Source organism: Pseudorhodobacter sp. W20_MBD10_FR17 (assembly GCF_052119765.1).
Taxonomy (GTDB): Bacteria; Pseudomonadota; Alphaproteobacteria; order Rhodobacterales; family Rhodobacteraceae; genus Pseudorhodobacter.
Genome location: NZ_JBGQOQ010000016.1, coordinates 52013 through 68029, shown reverse-complemented (window position 1 = coordinate 68029; position 16017 = coordinate 52013). Strand labels below are relative to the sequence as shown.

Below are 16017 nucleotides of genomic sequence, written 5' to 3'. Positions count from 1 at the left end.
GGGAGGGCGCAAAACATGCAAAACACTCAAACAACCGATCAAGACGTGGCGCACCACGACCCGCTGTCCTCTGGCTTTCCGCCGGGTATTGAGGGACGTATCCTATTTTGGATCGCCGTTGCCTTTTCGGCTTTTCAAATCGCGACGGCAGCCCATCTTATTGATTTCGCAAGCCAAATCACTCGCGCGTTTCACCTAGGCTTTCTCGCCCTCTTGGGCTTTCCGCTGCTTGCGTTGATGAAAAGCGGCACAGCCACCGCGCGCACCATCGGCTGGGCGATGGCAGCCCTTGGCGTTACCGTGGCGCTGTACCAGTGGTGGGAATATGTCCCGCTGATCATGCGCGCCGGCGACCCGCTGACGATGGATATTGTGATCGGCTGCATCGCGCTGTTCACAGTCTTTGCCGCCGCTTGGGCGCTGATGGGGCCAGCTTTGCCGATTATTTCGGGCCTGTTCTTATCCTACTGCCTGTTCGGCCAATACCTGCCCCGCCCGTTCAACCACCGCGGCTATGATTTTTCCCAAGTTGTGGACCACATGGCCTTTGGCACCGAAGGCATCTACGGCATCCCGATCTACGTCTCGTCCACCTATATTTTCCTCTTCATCCTGTTCGGCTCTTTCCTTGAAAAGGCCGGGATGATCAAACTTTTCACCGATGTTTCGCTCGGCCTTGTTGGCCATAAACAAGGCGGCCCGGCCAAGGTTTCCGTTCTTTCCTCGGGCCTGATGGGCACGATCTCGGGCTCTGGCGTCGCCAATGTGGTGACCACCGGCCAGTTCACCATCCCCTTGATGAAATCCTTTGGCTACCGCTCGGCTTTCGCTGGCGGGGTTGAGGCAACCGCGTCGATGGGTGGCCAATTGATGCCGCCCGTGATGGGCGCCGTGGCCTTTATCATGGCCGAAACCCTTGGGGTTGAATATTTTGAGGTGGTCACAGCCGCCCTCATCCCCGCGATCCTCTATTTCGCCTCGGCCTTCTGGATGGTGCATCTAGAGGCTGGGCGCGCCAATCTCATGGGCCTCGCCCCTGACAAACTGCCCTCGCCGCGCAAGGCGCTGCGCGAAGGCTGGCACCTGATCCTGCCACTCGCAGTGCTCGTTTATCTGCTGTTTTCCGGATATACTCCGCTGTTCGCAGGCACCATTGGCCTCGCCCTTACCGTGATGCTGATCCTAGGGGCCTCGGCGGCGCTGAACCTGCCGCAAGGCGTCATTCGGGTAATCTTTTGGATTGGCCTCGGCCTCATTGCAGCCGCGTTCTTTGAGCTCGGCATCTGGGTGGTCCTAACCGCAATCACAGGCCTAATCGCTTGGAACGCCACGCAAAAAGGCGGGCGCGAAACCTTAGGCATCTGCCGCGATGCGCTGGCCGATGGCGCCAAAACCGCCCTGCCCGTGGGTATCGCCTGCGCCTTGGTTGGCATCATCATCGGCACGATGACCCTGACCGGCGTGGCCAATACCTTTGGCAGCTTTATCGTCTCGGTCGGCCAGAACAGCCTGATCTTGTCGCTGATCCTGACGATGATCACCTGTATCATCCTCGGCATGGGCATCCCGACAATCCCCAACTACATTATCACAAGCGCCATTGCGGGCCCCGCCCTGTTAGAGCTCGGCGTACCGCTGATCGTCAGCCATATGTTCGTGTTCTACTTCGGCATCCTCGCCGACCTTACGCCACCCGTAGCACTGGCCTGCTTTGCCGCCGCCCCGATCGCCAAGGAAAGCGGTCTCAAAATCTCGCTCCAAGCGGTCAAAATTGCCGCAGCCGGCTTTGTTATCCCTTACATGGCGGTCTACACCCCCGCGCTGATGCTGCAACCGGGCGGCGCACTGGCTGAATCCATCGGCTTTGCCCCTGCCGTGGCCTATATCGTCTTCAAGGCTGTACTTGCCATCGGCCTCTGGGGTGCCGCAGTTATCGGCTGGCTCGGCCGCCCGCTCGCCCTGTGGGAACGCGCCTTGGCCGTCGCAGCTGCTGCCTCGCTCATCGCAGCACTCCCCGCGACCGATGAGCTGGGCTTCGCCCTCGTCGCAGCCTTCGCTGCCCTTCTCTGGTGGCGCAAACGGGCGATGGCATGACCGTCTGCCTAATGGTGGGGGCGGCACTGCTCGCCCTCCCAACCCCAGATTTCACCCTGCGCTGGACCCACTCGGTTGAAAAAATCGACTGGGTCGAAAGCTGGCGAATCAACGGCCAATCCCTCACCCTCACTGGCGTCAAAATCAAAGGCTCGGGCGCGGGGATGGAACCTGCCGATGATGCGAAATTAGAGAACGGCTGGTGGGTCTGGCAACCCAACACCACCGTTCCCAAACTTACTCTCGCCGCTTCGGGTGCCACAGGCTCGGGCTGGCACTTTTGTACCGACAGCGGCTGCCAAGACCTTGGCACCACAGCAAGCGCCGCCATAACCGTCAAACCCTGCCCATAACCCCCTTCCGCATTCTTTTCGGCACAAATATCCTGCGGGGGTCCGGGGGGGTGCAAAACCCCCGGCGCCTGCCACACGAACCCCATATCGGAGCCGCCCATGCCCCAAACCACAGATTTCGCCATCACCGGCGGCGGCATTGTCGGCCTCGCCACAGCGCTCGACCTGCAATCGCGCCACCCCACTGCCCGTATCACACTTCTTGAAAAAGAGTCCCAGCCCGCCCTCCACCAAACAGGCCGCAACTCGGGCGTCATCCACGCCGGCGTCTACTATGCCCCGGGCAGCCTCAAGGCCCGCTTCTGCGCCCTCGGCGTCCAAGCCACCCGCGACTTTTGCGCCGAACACGGCATCCCAACCCAGACCTGCGGCAAGTTGATCGTCGCCACCGATGAGGCCGAACTGACTCGGATGACCACACTCGAGTCCCGCGCCCGCGCCAATGGCATCCCTATTGAGCGCCTCTCGGCGGAGGATGCCCGCACGCTTGAACCCAATATTTCCACCACCGGCGCGCTCCTATCGCCATCTACCGGCATCGTGGATTTCGCAGCCGTCGCGCAAAAGATGGCTGAGCTGTTCACCCGCCGCGGCGGCGATATCCTCCTTAGCACCCAAGTCACCGGCGGCAATGAATCCACCCAGTCTGTGACCCTTAACACCACGCATGGCCCCCTATCAGCGGGCAAAGCCGTCTTCTGCGCGGGCCTGCACGCAGACCGCATGGCCCGCAATTTCGGCGCGGACGTCCAATTTCGCATCATCCCCTTTCGCGGCGACTATTTCGCGATCAAAAACCAACCTGATGATCTGGTCCAACACCTCATCTACCCCGTCCCCGACCCTGAACGCCCGTTTCTCGGAGTCCACCTCACCCGCAAAATGAATGGTGGTTTTACCGTTGGCCCGTCCGCCGTGCTGGCCGGCGCGCGCGAAGGGTACGGCAAATTCAGCCTCAACCCGACCGACCTTGCCTCGGCCCTCAGCTACCCCGGCTTTTGGAAACTTCTGGCCAAAAACGCCGGCTCGGCGATTGATGAACTCAGCGCCTCGCTGGTCAAATCCCGCTACCTGAAAAAAGTGCAGAAATACTGCCACCGCATCACGCTCAATGACCTTGCCCCCTATAAATCCGGTGTGCGCGCCCAGGCCGTGGCCCCTGATGGCAAAATCATCGACGATTTCTTGTTTGTCCAAACCCGCCACAGCCTGCATGTTTGCAACGCGCCCTCACCCGCAGCCACCTCTGCCATTCCAATTGGTCGCTACATCACCGACCAACTGCTGGCGTCAGCGTGACAGTCCGCAAGGCGACAGGCCTCATACTACCGGGCCCTAAATTGACCGGACGGCGCACCCTACTCGCCGCCATCACCCTTGCACTCTGCGCAGCACTACTCACCTATCACTTTACCCACCGCGCGAGTGAGGCCGCCCTGCGCGTCCAACTCGACCAATCCTTGATTCTCACGGCCCGCGCTGTCGAAACCGAGATCGCACGCTTTGGCTCGCTCCCCGGAATCGCGGCCCAAGATGCCCGCATCCTTGCAGCCCTTGCCACACCGCAAGACCCCGCCAACCAAGCCATAGCCAACCGCTATCTGGCCAAAGTTGGCCAGATGTCAGGGGCCGCACAACTGTTTTTGATGGGGTCTGATGGCACCACCATCGCCGCTTCAAATTATGATACAGACCAAAGCCTTGTCGGCAAAAACTACAGCTTTCGCCCCTATTTCCAATCGGCGATGCAAGGCGAACATGGCCGTTTCTACGCTATCGGCGTGACCACGGGCCTGCCGGGTTACTTCCTCTCCAGCCCAGTCAACTACGGGTCTGGAACAGGCGCTTTAGTGGTCAAAGTAGACCTGACCCCGCTTCAGGCCACATGGTCGCGCGCGGGGCTGTCTATGGCGATCACCGATCAAGATGGCGTCGCGTTTCTGTCAGGCGCGCCCGAGTGGCTCTATCGCCCGACCCTCCCGCTAGGTAGCGAAACCCTTGCCCGTATCCGCGCATCGCGCACCTATGATGGCGTCGATCTCGCCCCCTCGCAGGCCATTCTGACCGCTCCGGACCGTGCCATTTCGGCCCAAGGCCCCGTACTCATCCGGACCCGTCCGCTGACCGATGACGGCTGGACTTTGCTCACCGGCGCCCCCCTTGCACCGGTCACCACCACGGCCACCCTGTCGGCGTTTGGCGCCGCCCTTTTGGCCCTGCTCGCCACGGGGCTGGCCAAAATAGCGCATCAACGCCGTCAGCTTGTGGCCCTGCGCCTGCGCCAGAATGCGCTGCTTGAGGTGCGGGTGAATGAACGCACCCGCGACCTTGCACATGAGGTGCAGGCCCGTCGCCAAACCGAAGCCGAATTGCGCGCCGCCCAAGAAGGCCTGATCCATTCCGAAAAAATGGCCGCCCTTGGCCGGATGTCTGCCGCGATTGTACATGAAATCAGCCAACCGCTTGCGGCGATGGAAGCGACACTTGGGGCTGCTGAAATCGCCCTTCCTTTGGGCCAAGAAAAAACCCAAACCCGCATCGCCACCGCCCGTGGCCTGATCCGCCGTATGCAACGCACGACCAAGCACCTCAAAAGCTTCAGCCGCAAGGAACACGGCGAGCTTGCCCTCATCGACGTTTCACAAACTGTTGAAAACGCTCTTGAACTTATCGCCCCCCGCGCCAAATCTATCGGCATTGCGCCGGCCTTCATCCTGCCCGATCAGCCGCTTTTCATCCGCGCGGGCGCCATCCGGATGGAGCAAGTTCTCGTCAACCTTCTGCTCAACGCGCTCGATGCGGTCGAAGGCCAACCCGCGGCCCAAATCACCATCACCGCAGAACAGACCGTCACGACCACCACAATTCGCGTCACAGATTCCGGCACAGGCATCGCCGCAGCCGACCTGCCGCGCGTGGCCGAACCGTTCTTTTCCACAAAAATCACCGGCGAGGGCCTAGGGCTTGGTCTTTCCATCTCGCAGGCCATCGTGCAAGAATTTGGCGGCGAAATCGAAATCGCCTCGGCCATAGGCATTGGCACCACCGTCACCATAACCCTGCCCACCCCGCAAACCACAGGCCCCGCATGACCGTTTTTGTTGTCGATGATGATGCAGACCACCTCGCCGCCTTGTGCGATCTGATCGAGGTGGGCGGCCATACCGCCACCGGATTTTTGCAGGCCGAGCACGCTATTGAAGCAGCAAGAAAAAACCCGCCGAAAGCCATTCTGACCGATCTGCGCATGCCCGGTATGGATGGTATGGCCCTGACCGAGGCTGTCACCGATATGGCCGCCGACATACCTGTGATTATGCTGACCGGCCACGGCGATGTCGCGGCAGCGGTTAAGGCTATCCAAGCCGGTGCCGAGGATTTTCTGGAAAAACCCTATGATGCCCAGCACCTGCTGTCGGTGCTGAACCGCACCTTGCGCGCGCAGGCCACGCGGGCCGAACTCGCGCGCTTGCAAACCGAGCTGGCCCAGCAAGCCGATACGATCCTTGGCGAAAACGCCGCCCTTGTCGCGCTGCGTGACCAGCTGTCCGCCCTTGCACCACTGAATGTCGATGTGATCCTTACGGGCGAAACCGGCACGGGAAAAGAGCTTTGCGCCCGCATTCTCCACACCGCCAGCCCCCGCACCACAGGCCCTTATGTTGCCCTAAACTGCGCCGCCCTGCCCGAATCTTTGTTTGAATTTGAGGTGTTTGGCCACGCCGCCGCCGCCTTTCCGGGGGCGTTGGAAAAGCCGGGAAAGCTGGAATCTGCGAATGGCGGCACGCTTGTGCTTGATGAAATCGAGGCCATGCCTCTGCCCGTGCAGGCCAAGCTGTTGCGCGCGCTACAGGAACGCCAAGTTGAGCGACTGGGCGAAAACCAGCTGCGCCCGCTGGATCTGCGCATCATTACCACCGCCAAAACCGATCTGCGCCAAGCCATTACCGAAGGCCGCTTTCGCGCCGATCTGTTCTATCGCCTCAATGGCGCCGAGCTACACTTGCCGCCGCTGCGCGGGCTTGGGCCAGATATTGCTCTGATTTTCGCCCATTACGCCACACTCGCGGCCCGCCTCTATGGCCGCACCGCGCCCGATATCAGCATCTCACTGCGCCGCGATTTACAACGCCACGATTGGCCGGGAAATATCCGAGAGCTGAAAACCGCTGCCGAACGCTTGGCTCTGGGGCTTGGTCCTTCATTGCCACAAAACGCCCAAGCCGAAACCCTGCCCGAGCGCGTGGCCGCCTATGAAGCCCGCGAAATCGCCGCCGCCCTCGACCGTTTCAACCAATCGGTCGAGCGGGCTGCGCAATCGCTTGGCATCCCGCGCCGCACATTGGCCGACAAAATGGCCCGTTATGGCATCAAAGGTTAACCTTTATTTGGTAATTGTCAGCGCCGTCAGTTCCTTTTCAAACGCCATCCGCACCGGCTCGGCCCCGTGTAAAACCGTCAGCCGCAACAGGCCAAACCGGATATGCGCCAGCTCGCGGTAATGAGTCAGAAAGGCTGCATTCAGCGCCGCCCCAGTGACCGCGCCCAAAACAGGGACGGCCTGCGCCGCCAGTTTCTGGCTTAACACTGCGGCAAACTTGGGCGCGATTTTTGCAAGCAACTTTTGCAAGGCAGGGCCAGACAGCGCAATCCGTGCCCCGATGAATGAGGTATTAATACCGTCATCATAGTCCATCGGGCCGCCCGCCAGCAGCACGCGCAAGGCCTCGGCCCGCACTTCGGGCAGGCTGGTATCAAAACCTTCAGCCTCGGCTGCGCGCAAAATAGCGTGCAAAATCACGGTGATCGTAACCGGCAATTCGGCCAGCGCCGTCACAAGCCCACCGGCACCGCCCATAGCGCCGGTAAAGGCTGCCAAAGCCGGAGCCCCGCGCGGGCCAAAATCGGGCGCATGCCGCCCATGCCCCGCAACAGTTACCGCACGGGTCAGCGCCTCGGTTGTAATGCGTTCAATCTGACGCCGCGCCCCATCCGGCAGATGCGCCAACTGGCCTTCGATTTGGCCGCCAAACTTGTTGATAATCCGCATAAGCGGCCCGTTTGCTCGCCGCTGCCGTGCTGCAAGCAAAGCAATTTCAAGCCCTGGATCAGGGGATGTTTGACTGGGCACAGGGTAAATGACGTCTTGCTCCATAGTTGATAAGTAATACTGCGCCGTTGGCAAAACAAGTCAGACGTAACATGCCTTGTTGCCGAAATCAGGTTGCGTTCCGGCCTTGCTTTGCGTTGAACACCCTTATTATGCTGGTTCGTCCTGCGAAGTTTGGACGAACTTGTTCAGTCAAACGAAAGAAAGCACTGGTTCATGCACTAGAGTCGGCCGAACGGACTAAGGCACGCGTCACCTCGCCTGTGACGCCATCCCATGCGCCATCCACCAGTTCCACCCCCAACACGCGGTCAGGATTGGTCGGCGGCGGCATCACCACCCCCTGCAACTTGGCAAAGCCAAACCGCTGATAATAGGGTGCATCTCCGACCAAAAGCACCCGCGCAAAGCCCAAGCGCCCCGCCCGCTCCAAGCTTTCGGTCATCAACAACGCCCCCAGCCCTTCGCCTTGCCGCGTTGGGTGCACCGCAACCGGGCCCAAAAGCAATATCTCCCGCCCACCGACCAAAGCCGGCCAAAACCGAATAGCTGCCGCCAAAACACCCTCGGCATCGCGCAGCACAAGGCATAATTCTGCAATCGTCGGCACACCGTCGCGCAACCGGTACGATGACAGCGCCGTCCGCCCCGGCGCAAAGCATAAATCGTAAAGGCCCTCGACCTCCCACCAATCCGCCTTGGTCTCTTGTTCCAGCCGGTACAAAACCTGCACCCTCCGCCCTAGGTCCCAAAACAGCTTTGGGGCTTTGTATGCAAACCCTAATCCTTTGTGTTTCGCAACCCGTTTTTGCCCTTTCCCCCCCGCCACTTGACGACTAACCTGATAGATCAAAGCAGTTTAGCCAGCCAAGGTTAATAAGATGAAAACAATGATCGGCGTCATCGGCGGCTCTGGCCTCTATGAAATAGACGGGCTGGAAGGGGCATCTTGGGTCAAGGTTAAAACGCCTTGGGGCCAGCCCTCGGATCACGTTTTGGTGGGTCGGCTGAACGGCGTGCCAATCGCGTTTTTACCACGCCACGGGCGCGGGCATCGGCTGTCGCCCACAGACGTTCCCTACCGCGCCAATATTGACGCGCTCAAGCGCTTGGGCTGCACCGACATTATCTCCGTTTCTGCCTGCGGGTCGCTGCGCGTAGACTATGCGCCCGGTGATTTCGTGATCGTCGATCAATTTATCGACCGCACCTTTGCGCGCGAAAAGTCTTTCTTTGGAACTGGTTGCGTGGCGCATGTGTCCGTGGGGCACCCCACTTGCCCGCGCCTGTCTGCGGCCTGTGCCGAGGCTGCGTTTGGCGTGCGCGTCCACCAAGGCGGCACCTATCTGGCGATGGAGGGACCGCAGTTTTCCACCCTCGCCGAATCAAAGCTTTACCGTGCTTGGGGCGCAGACGTGATCGGCATGACCAACATGCCCGAGGCGAAACTCGCCCGCGAGGCTGAGCTGTGCTATGCCAGCGTGGCGATGGTTACCGATTATGATTGCTGGCACGAAGGCCACGGCGCGGTCGATGTCGCGCAAGTTATCGCCACGCTGACCACCAACTCCGGCCAAGCCAAAACAATGATCGCAGGCCTTCCCGCCTTGCTTGGTGCCGCGCGTGCGCCATGCCCGTATGGCTGCGATCGCGCACTGGACAACGCAATAATGACCGCACCATCCGCCCGCGAGCCAGACCTGTTGGCCAAGCTTGATGCTGTCGCCGGTCGCGTTCTTTGACTAATAAGCTGCAAGTATGACCAACACCGAGGCGCGGAGTCGTCCTTGGCTGTGCGCAGCCCCCTCAGGGTCCACGGATTTCATGTCGAGCCGCAAGCATGGAGAGCAGAATACATGTGCGAAAATGGGCGTGGACGGGCGTACACTTTGTTCTTTCGGCTGGAAATATGCAGAAACTGGTAACCTTTTGGTAACGGAATCGCATTAGAACAAAGGAACCGGGGAACCGGTCGCTGCTTGCAAAACACGTGACCACTTACCCCTAACCCCAGCCCCGCCGGTACACCCCGGCGGGGCATTTATTTGCGCAGGCCACGGGCCAAAATTTTTCACCGCAAAATTTGGGGTGCTTTTGGGACGCCCCTCTAGCTGTAAATGCCCGCGGACACATCACTGCCGAAATCAGCCAATCGCCCGCAAAACAGCGCCGGGGTTCATAATTCCATTCGGGTCTAGCGCTGCTTTGATCGCTCGCATCGCAGCCAGTTTTGCCGGATCTCCATATTTTTCCAAGTCATCCACCTTCAGCCGACCAATGCCATGTTCGGCACTGACCGAGCCATCACGCGCATGCACCATGTCATGCACTATGGCTTTTATGGCTTTGGCACTGCCCAAATACGGCTCGCGGGTTTGGCCTACTGGAGGGAAAACATTGTAGTGCAAGTTACCATCGCCCAAATGCCCAAAACAATTGATCCGCCACTCCCCGATCTTGGCCAGTTCGGGGCCTGCAGCAGCAATAAAACCTGCAATTTCTCCTAACGGCAGCGCGATATCATGGCTAGATACCGACCCAATGCGACGGTTTGCTTCGGGTATATTTTCGCGCACAGCCCAGAAATCGGCCCTCTGCGCTTGCGACTGCGCGATCACACCGTCTTGCACCAAACCGGCCTCTAGCCCTGCCTCGAACAAACCCTCCAGCGCCACGTCAGGGTTCAACCCATCGGGCAGGCCCACATCGATTAGGACCATCCATTCCGGTGCCATATCAAAAGGTTGGCGCTGCTCGGGCATCTTTTCAGCCAGAAAGGCCAAGCCCATCCCGCTGATCAGCTCAAAGGCCGAGACCAGCCCCCCCAACCGCGCCTGCGCGAGTGCCAGCAGATCAAGCGCCGCCGCAGGGCTTGGCACCACCATCACAGCCGTGCCCATTGCTGCGGGAATTGGCGCCAGCTTCAGGCTCGCGGCGGTAATTACCCCCAACGTCCCTTCGGCCCCAACCAACAGGTTGCGCAAATCATAGCCAGTGTTATCTTTGCGCAGCCGTTTTAGCCCATGCCAGATACTTCCATCCGGCAACACCGCTTCTAACCCCAAGCACAAATCGCGCGTGTTGCCATAGCGCAGCACGTTCACACCGCCAGCATTGGTTGACAAATTTCCACCGATTCGCGCCGTGCCCTGACTAGCCAGCGACAGCGGAAACAGCCGCCCCACGCCCTCGGCTGCGGCCTGCACTTCGGCCAAGGTTGCGCCAGCCTCAACCACAATCACGTTCTCGGCGGCATGCACGCCGCGGACAGCGCGCATCCTTTCCAGCGACAGAACCAAGGGCAACGGCCCCTCGCCCATCACCTGCCCCAGCACCAAACCGGTACCGCCGCCAAATGGCACCACGCCAACGCGTGCCGCGTTGCACGCTTTGATGATCGTCGATACCTCTTCAACAGTTCGCGGACGCGCCACACCGCCCGCATGCCCGCCCATACGACCGCGTGGATCGGACAAATAGCGCGGCTCGATCGGTCCAATCGCACCCTCGGGCAAAAGCCCGGCAAGCACGTCCAAAAATGCAGCATCAGCGGGGTTCAGCATCACGGCCTCCTGTGTTGCCCATTGATAGCGCAGGAAAAACCCCGCAGGCAATAGGCCCGCCTACAGCCCCGCAGTCGTGCGTCCACGCCGGTCATTGCGCAAATTGGCATAAAGCACATGGGTCCGCCACCGCCCAGAAATTTGCAGATAGCTTTGCGCCACGCCCTCATATTTAAAACCCGTCTTCTCCAAGACGGCACGCGAAGCACCGTTTTCAGGCAGGCAAGCGGCCTCGACCCGGCTTAGGTCCAAATGGGTAAAGGCATGATGCACCATCGCCAAAAGCGCCTCACGCATATACCCGCGACGTGCAAAAGGCTGGCCAATCCAATAGCCGATCGTCGCAGCCTGCGACGGCCCGCGACGAATATTATCCAACGTGATTGCGCCCAAAAGTGCGCCATCTGCGCGGCGTTCCAGTAACATCGGCAAGGCCGTCCCTTGGGCTTGCGCCCGTGCAGCCCAGTAAACACGGTTGGTAAACGACCGGCGCGACAAGTGGTCATGCGCCCAATCTGGCTCCCAAGGGGTTAAAAACGCAGCACTTTCAGCCCTTAGTTCAGACCAGCTATTCCAATCACCATGGGTGGGCAAACGCAGAGTCATCCGCTCTGTTTCAATGTGAACCTTGCGTCGAAAGCTGAACATCAGAGGGCAAGCCCGCGCTTGATCTCCTCTAGGCCCGGCGCTTTGCCAACAGGGCCATAGAGCGCCAAGGCCACATCCGCCTCGATCATTTCGCCCGCATAGCGGCGCACGTCAACGGTGGTCACGGCGTCAATCTTTTCAACGGCTTCCTCGGGGGTAGGCACCCGCCCCCAAATCGCCAACAACCGCGCAAGACGTTCGGCGCGGCTTGACGGGCTTTCCAGCCCCATCAACAAACCGGCTTTTAGCTGCACCCGCGCGCGCGCCACCTCGGCCTCGCTCATATCGCTGCTGGCGCGTTTCAATTCGGCCAATGTGATCGCGGTCAAATCACCGATTTCTTCCTCCGAAGTGCCGGCGTAAATCGTGATCTGCCCAGCATCCTCATAGGCGCCCGATTGCGCGAAAATCGAATAGCACAGCCCGCGCTCTTCACGGACCTTTTGGAACAACCGGCTCGACATGCCGCCCCCCAGCGCCATCGCATAGATCTGCGCGATGTAAACATCGGGCGAGCGATACCCCGGCGCATCAAAGGCCAGCGCAAAATGCACCTGCTCTAGGGCTTTATTCTCACGCCGTTCGGCACCCTTGAACTGCGCAGGTTGGATCAACCCGCCGCCCACGGCCTTGCGGTCGCCAAACAGCGCCTCGGCTTGGGCGACAATCGCGTCATGGTCCACCGCGCCCGCAGCCGAAAGGATCATCCGGTCGGGGCTGTAATGCTCGGCGACAAAGCCGGTCAAATCAGTGCGGCTAAAGTTGGAAACCCGTTCGGCTGGCCCCAAAATCGTGCGGCCAAACGGCTGGTCGGGGTAGCACGCTTCTTGCAGCCAGTCGAAAACGATATCATCCGGCGTATCCAGTGCTTGCCCGATTTCTTGCAAAATCACATGGCGTTCGATCTCAATTTCTTTGGGGTCAAAGACCGGATTCAGCACGATATCGCCGATGACATCCAGCGCCAACGCCACATCATCCTTTAACACCCGCGCGTAATAGGCCGTCATCTCGCGGGATGTATAGGCGTTGATAAACCCGCCAACATCTTCAATTTCCTCGGCAATCCGCAAGGAAGAGCGTTTTTCAGTGCCTTTAAATGCCATATGTTCCAGAAAATGCGCAATGCCGTTCTGCTCGGCCCGCTCATGCCGCCCACCCGCAGTAATCCAAATCCCGACACTCGCAGATTGCAGCCCCGGCATCGCCTCAGAGACAATACGAAAACCGTTTGGCAGGGTCGTTACACGGCTGTTCAATTGGCAATCCCTTCGTGAATATGCGCCTGAAGCGCGGCAAGATCATTGGGCAAGCGGGTCACACGCTCATCACGGTCAAACAGGTCGGCCATCCGTTCAGGCAGGGCGGGCCGTGTGCCCATCGCCGCCTCAACCGCATCGGGGAATTTCGCCGGATGCGCTGTGGCAAGCGTAATCATCGGCACGCTGCCCAAATGTTCGGCCGCCACTTTCACACCGACCGCCGAATGCGGGCACAGCAGCTCGCCCGTCTGGGCAAAGGCACTGCGGATCGTGGCGCGGGTTTCATCCTCATCACAACGGCCCGAAGTAAACTGCTCACGTAGCATCTGCAGCGCGCCTTGCGAAATCGTAAACCCGCCAGCCTTCAACTCGGCCATTAGGGCCGAAACAGCGGCCCCGTCACGCCCGTAAGCATCAAACAGCACCCGTTCAAAGTTCGACGAGACCTGAATATCCATCGACGGGCTGATCGACGGCTTTACCCCGTCCGTCTTATACGCGCCCGTTTTCATCGCGCGGTCTAGAATATCATTCTGGTTCGTCGCAATCACCAGCTGCTCAATCGGCAGGCCCATCTGGCGCGCGATATAGCCCGCGAAAATATCGCCAAAGTTCCCCGTTGGGACCGTAAAGCTGACCTTACGATGCGGCGCACCCAAGCTGACAGCAGAACTAAAATAATACACAACCTGCGCCAGTACCCGCGCCCAGTTGATGCTGTTCACGCCAGCAAGGCGCACCCCATCACGGAACGGCAAATCGTTGAACATATCCTTAACGCGCGCCTGACAATCATCAAAATCGCCATCCATCGCAATGGCCCGCACATTCGCCTCGGACGGTGTCGTCATTTGGCGTCGCTGCACCTCGGACACCCGACCATGCGGATAAAGGATAAACACATCCACGTTGGACAACCCGCGAAATGCCTCCATCGCGGCAGAGCCGGTATCGCCGCTTGTCGCGCCGACAATCGTAATCCGCTCGCCCGATTTGGCCAAAGCGGCCTGCATCATCTGGCCGATTAATTGCATAGCGAAATCTTTGAACGCCAAGGTCGGGCCGTGAAACAGCTCTAGCAAAAAGTGGTTCGGGCCAAGCTGCACCAAAGGCGCGCGCGCGTCATGGCCGAAACCGGCATAGGCCTTGGCGATCAGCCCCCGAAACTCATCCTCGGCAAAGGTGTCGCCCAAAAACGGCCACATTACCCGAAAGGCCACCTCTTCATAGGGCTGCCCCGCCAGTGCCGCGATATCTTCCGCCGCCATCACTGGCACGGTTTCCGGCACATACAGGCCACCATCGCGCGCAAGCCCGGTCATCATGGCTTCCGAAAAGCTTAAAATAGGGGCCTGCCCCCGGGTTGAGATATACTGCATCGCAATGCCTCCCTATTCCACGTTCCGCCTGATACGCCACAGCAGCAGGCCTGTCATCCCCGCCCAGACAAGCGCAAGCGAAAACCATGTGATTGCATAGTTTAAATGATCATTCGTAATCGCCGAGCTGTCCACCGGCATCGGCTCAATCCCGTCACCTGTCTCGGATTTCGCAACGATAAGCAGCGGTTCGGCCTTTAACGCCACCGCCATCGCGGGAATATCGCGGGCAAACCAAACCCCCGTCTTGGCATCCGGCGCAGGTGTATAGCCGTCCACCTCATCTGGCCAAACTAGATTGCCCTCAACCTCCAGCGCCCGCGCCTCACGCGGCAGCCCGCGCGCATCATCCACCAAGAACCCACGATCCACCAGCACACGCCGCCCGGTATCAGTCTCGAACACAGAAATCACACGGTAGCCTGCACCGATTTCCTTGCGGCTGACCAAAACGTCCAACTCTTCGCCGGTTAACGCGCCTGAAACCAGTACTGGCAAATACTTATCCACCGCAACATCAGGGGCAGCTGGCAAACCTACCGGTGCCGCGCCTATGCGCGCGTCAATCTCAGCCAGAACCGTCTCTTTCCACGCAAGGCGCTGCAACTGCCACACGCCCAGCGACACCAGAACCGCGATTCCAAAGGCGCCAAACAGCAATGGCCCTATCATCCGCCGTATCATCAAAACTGCCCCATTCGCCTTAATGCCAAAGGCGCGGCCCTTTCGGCCCGCGCCCCTATTTTCTTGCCCATCACTTAGGGCTTATTGGCCCCAAACGTAGATCGAAGCAAACAAGAACAGCCACACCACATCAACAAAGTGCCAGTACCAAGCAGCCGCCTCAAACCCGACGTGCTGCTCCGGCGTAAAGTGGCCTTTGTAAACGCGGATCAAGCAGACCAACAAAAAGATCGTACCGATCAAAACATGGAAGCCATGAAAGCCCGTCGCCATAAAGAAGTTGGCGCCATAAATATTGCCCGCAAACCCAAAGGCCGCGTGACTGTATTCATAGGCTTGCAGCACGGTAAAGAATGCGCCCAAGGCAACAGCCAAGATTAGACCGCTTTTGATGTCTTTACGGTTGTTTTCTTCGACCAAAGCGTGGTGCGCCCAAGTCGCAGCTGCACCAGAGCACAGCAAAATCAAAGTGTTGATCAGCGGCAGGTGCCAAGGGTCAAAGGTTTCGATCCCGGCTGGTGGCCAAACACCATCAACAGCAGGTGACAATGGGCCCATCGGGTACATCGCATGTTTGAAAAACGACCAGAACCAAGCCGCAAAGAACATGACCTCGGACATGATGAACATGATGAAACCATAGCGCAGGCCAATCCGCACAACGGGCGTATGGTCGCCGATGATGGCTTCATGCACCACCTCGGACCACCACGCAAACATAACATACAGCACCATCGCAAAGCCGATCAGCCCCATCCAAGGGCCGGAGGTGCCGTGCATCCAAAGCACCGCGCCAAACAGCATGATAAACGCGCCGACAGCGCCCATGAATGGCCAGATAGATGGCGGCAGAATGTGGTAGTCGTGGTTCTTGGCGTGGGCCATGGTTGTCGTTCCCTCGTTTTAGGTACGCCGCGCTTTGCG

General features: G+C 59.5%; 14 protein-coding genes. 6 read left to right on the top strand and 8 right to left on the bottom strand.

Annotation, left to right across the window (positions count from 1 at the left end):
• The first annotated feature begins 15 nt into the window (after positions 1-15).
• From ACEN2J_RS12250 to ACEN2J_RS12230, 5 genes are all read left to right on the top strand, one after another.
• Positions 16-2094: a TRAP transporter permease gene (locus ACEN2J_RS12250; protein ID WP_442106188.1), complete on the top strand. Its 2079-nt coding sequence runs from the start codon at positions 16-18 to the stop codon at positions 2092-2094.
• Positions 2091-2447, top strand: coding sequence for a DUF1850 domain-containing protein (locus tag ACEN2J_RS12245; RefSeq protein ID WP_442106187.1), 357 nt, complete (start codon positions 2091-2093; stop codon positions 2445-2447). The genes ACEN2J_RS12250 and ACEN2J_RS12245 overlap by 4 nt, the downstream gene beginning before the upstream one ends.
• 99 nt (positions 2448-2546) lie before the next feature.
• Positions 2547-3746 (top strand): L-2-hydroxyglutarate oxidase, encoded by a 1200-nt coding sequence (gene lhgO, locus ACEN2J_RS12240; protein ID WP_442106185.1) that lies wholly within the window; start codon positions 2547-2549, stop codon positions 3744-3746.
• A gap of 41 nt (positions 3747-3787) precedes the next feature.
• Positions 3788-5539 (top strand): sensor histidine kinase, encoded by a 1752-nt coding sequence (locus ACEN2J_RS12235; protein ID WP_442106184.1) that lies wholly within the window; start codon positions 3788-3790, stop codon positions 5537-5539.
• Positions 5536-6828 carry a sigma-54-dependent transcriptional regulator gene (locus ACEN2J_RS12230; RefSeq protein WP_442106183.1) on the top strand — a complete coding sequence of 431 codons (1293 nt, stop codon included), beginning with the start codon at positions 5536-5538 and terminating at the stop codon, positions 6826-6828. Before ACEN2J_RS12235 ends, ACEN2J_RS12230 begins: the two co-directional genes overlap by 4 nt.
• A gap of 3 nt (positions 6829-6831) precedes the next feature.
• Here the strand turns inward: ACEN2J_RS12230 and ACEN2J_RS12225 are convergent, their stop codons facing one another.
• Positions 6832-7497, bottom strand: coding sequence for an EcsC family protein (locus ACEN2J_RS12225; protein WP_442106181.1), 666 nt, complete (start codon positions 7495-7497; stop codon positions 6832-6834).
• Between the two features lie 274 nt (positions 7498-7771).
• The gene (locus ACEN2J_RS12220) at positions 7772-8281 is read right to left on the bottom strand and encodes a GNAT family N-acetyltransferase (RefSeq protein WP_442106212.1); all 510 of its coding nucleotides are present in this window, start codon (positions 8279-8281) and stop codon (positions 7772-7774) included.
• Positions 8282-8438: 157 nt separating this feature from the next.
• Between ACEN2J_RS12220 and ACEN2J_RS12215 the strand changes: the two genes are divergently transcribed.
• Positions 8439-9299, top strand: a complete 861-nt coding sequence (locus ACEN2J_RS12215) for an S-methyl-5'-thioadenosine phosphorylase (RefSeq protein ID WP_442106180.1) — start codon at positions 8439-8441, stop codon at positions 9297-9299.
• 402 nt (positions 9300-9701) lie between these two features.
• On the opposite strand, the gene ACEN2J_RS12210 is transcribed toward ACEN2J_RS12215, so the two are convergent.
• From ACEN2J_RS12210 to ACEN2J_RS12185, 6 genes are all read right to left on the bottom strand, one after another.
• The gene (locus ACEN2J_RS12210) at positions 9702-11120 is read right to left on the bottom strand and encodes an FAD-binding oxidoreductase (RefSeq protein ID WP_442106179.1); all 1419 of its coding nucleotides are present in this window, start codon (positions 11118-11120) and stop codon (positions 9702-9704) included.
• Between the two features lie 60 nt (positions 11121-11180).
• Positions 11181-11768 (bottom strand): GNAT family N-acetyltransferase, encoded by a 588-nt coding sequence (locus ACEN2J_RS12205; RefSeq protein ID WP_442106178.1) that lies wholly within the window; start codon positions 11766-11768, stop codon positions 11181-11183.
• Positions 11768-13027, bottom strand: coding sequence for a M16 family metallopeptidase (locus tag ACEN2J_RS12200; RefSeq protein WP_442106177.1), 1260 nt, complete (start codon positions 13025-13027; stop codon positions 11768-11770). The genes ACEN2J_RS12205 and ACEN2J_RS12200 overlap by 1 nt, the downstream gene beginning before the upstream one ends.
• Positions 13024-14409 carry a threonine synthase gene (gene thrC, locus ACEN2J_RS12195; protein ID WP_442106176.1) on the bottom strand — a complete coding sequence of 462 codons (1386 nt, stop codon included), beginning with the start codon at positions 14407-14409 and terminating at the stop codon, positions 13024-13026. Before thrC ends, ACEN2J_RS12200 begins: the two co-directional genes overlap by 4 nt.
• A gap of 12 nt (positions 14410-14421) precedes the next feature.
• Positions 14422-15093 carry an SURF1 family protein gene (locus tag ACEN2J_RS12190; protein ID WP_442106174.1) on the bottom strand — a complete coding sequence of 224 codons (672 nt, stop codon included), beginning with the start codon at positions 15091-15093 and terminating at the stop codon, positions 14422-14424.
• A gap of 81 nt (positions 15094-15174) precedes the next feature.
• Positions 15175-15978 carry a cytochrome c oxidase subunit 3 gene (locus ACEN2J_RS12185; protein WP_442106172.1) on the bottom strand — a complete coding sequence of 268 codons (804 nt, stop codon included), beginning with the start codon at positions 15976-15978 and terminating at the stop codon, positions 15175-15177.
• Positions 15979-16017 lie beyond the last annotated feature (39 nt).

Excerpts from the sequence above, each read along its gene's own strand:
- thrC (WP_442106176.1), bottom strand. The coding sequence starts at position 14,409 with ATGCAGTATATCTCAACCCGGGGGCAGGCCCCTATTTTAAGCTTTTCG.
- ACEN2J_RS12205 (WP_442106178.1), bottom strand. The coding sequence starts at position 11,768 with ATGTTCAGCTTTCGACGCAAGGTTCACATTGAAACAGAGCGGATGACT.
- ACEN2J_RS12215 (WP_442106180.1), top strand. The coding sequence starts at position 8,439 with ATGAAAACAATGATCGGCGTCATCGGCGGCTCTGGCCTCTATGAAATA.
- ACEN2J_RS12230 (WP_442106183.1), top strand. The coding sequence starts at position 5,536 with ATGACCGTTTTTGTTGTCGATGATGATGCAGACCACCTCGCCGCCTTG.
- ACEN2J_RS12185 (WP_442106172.1), bottom strand. The coding sequence starts at position 15,978 with ATGGCCCACGCCAAGAACCACGACTACCACATTCTGCCGCCATCTATC.
- ACEN2J_RS12225 (WP_442106181.1), bottom strand. The coding sequence starts at position 7,497 with ATGCGGATTATCAACAAGTTTGGCGGCCAAATCGAAGGCCAGTTGGCG.
- ACEN2J_RS12210 (WP_442106179.1), bottom strand. The coding sequence starts at position 11,120 with ATGCTGAACCCCGCTGATGCTGCATTTTTGGACGTGCTTGCCGGGCTT.
- ACEN2J_RS12250 (WP_442106188.1), top strand. The coding sequence starts at position 16 with ATGCAAAACACTCAAACAACCGATCAAGACGTGGCGCACCACGACCCG.
- lhgO (WP_442106185.1), top strand. The coding sequence starts at position 2,547 with ATGCCCCAAACCACAGATTTCGCCATCACCGGCGGCGGCATTGTCGGC.
- ACEN2J_RS12190 (WP_442106174.1), bottom strand. The coding sequence starts at position 15,093 with ATGATACGGCGGATGATAGGGCCATTGCTGTTTGGCGCCTTTGGAATC.
- ACEN2J_RS12245 (WP_442106187.1), top strand. The coding sequence starts at position 2,091 with ATGACCGTCTGCCTAATGGTGGGGGCGGCACTGCTCGCCCTCCCAACC.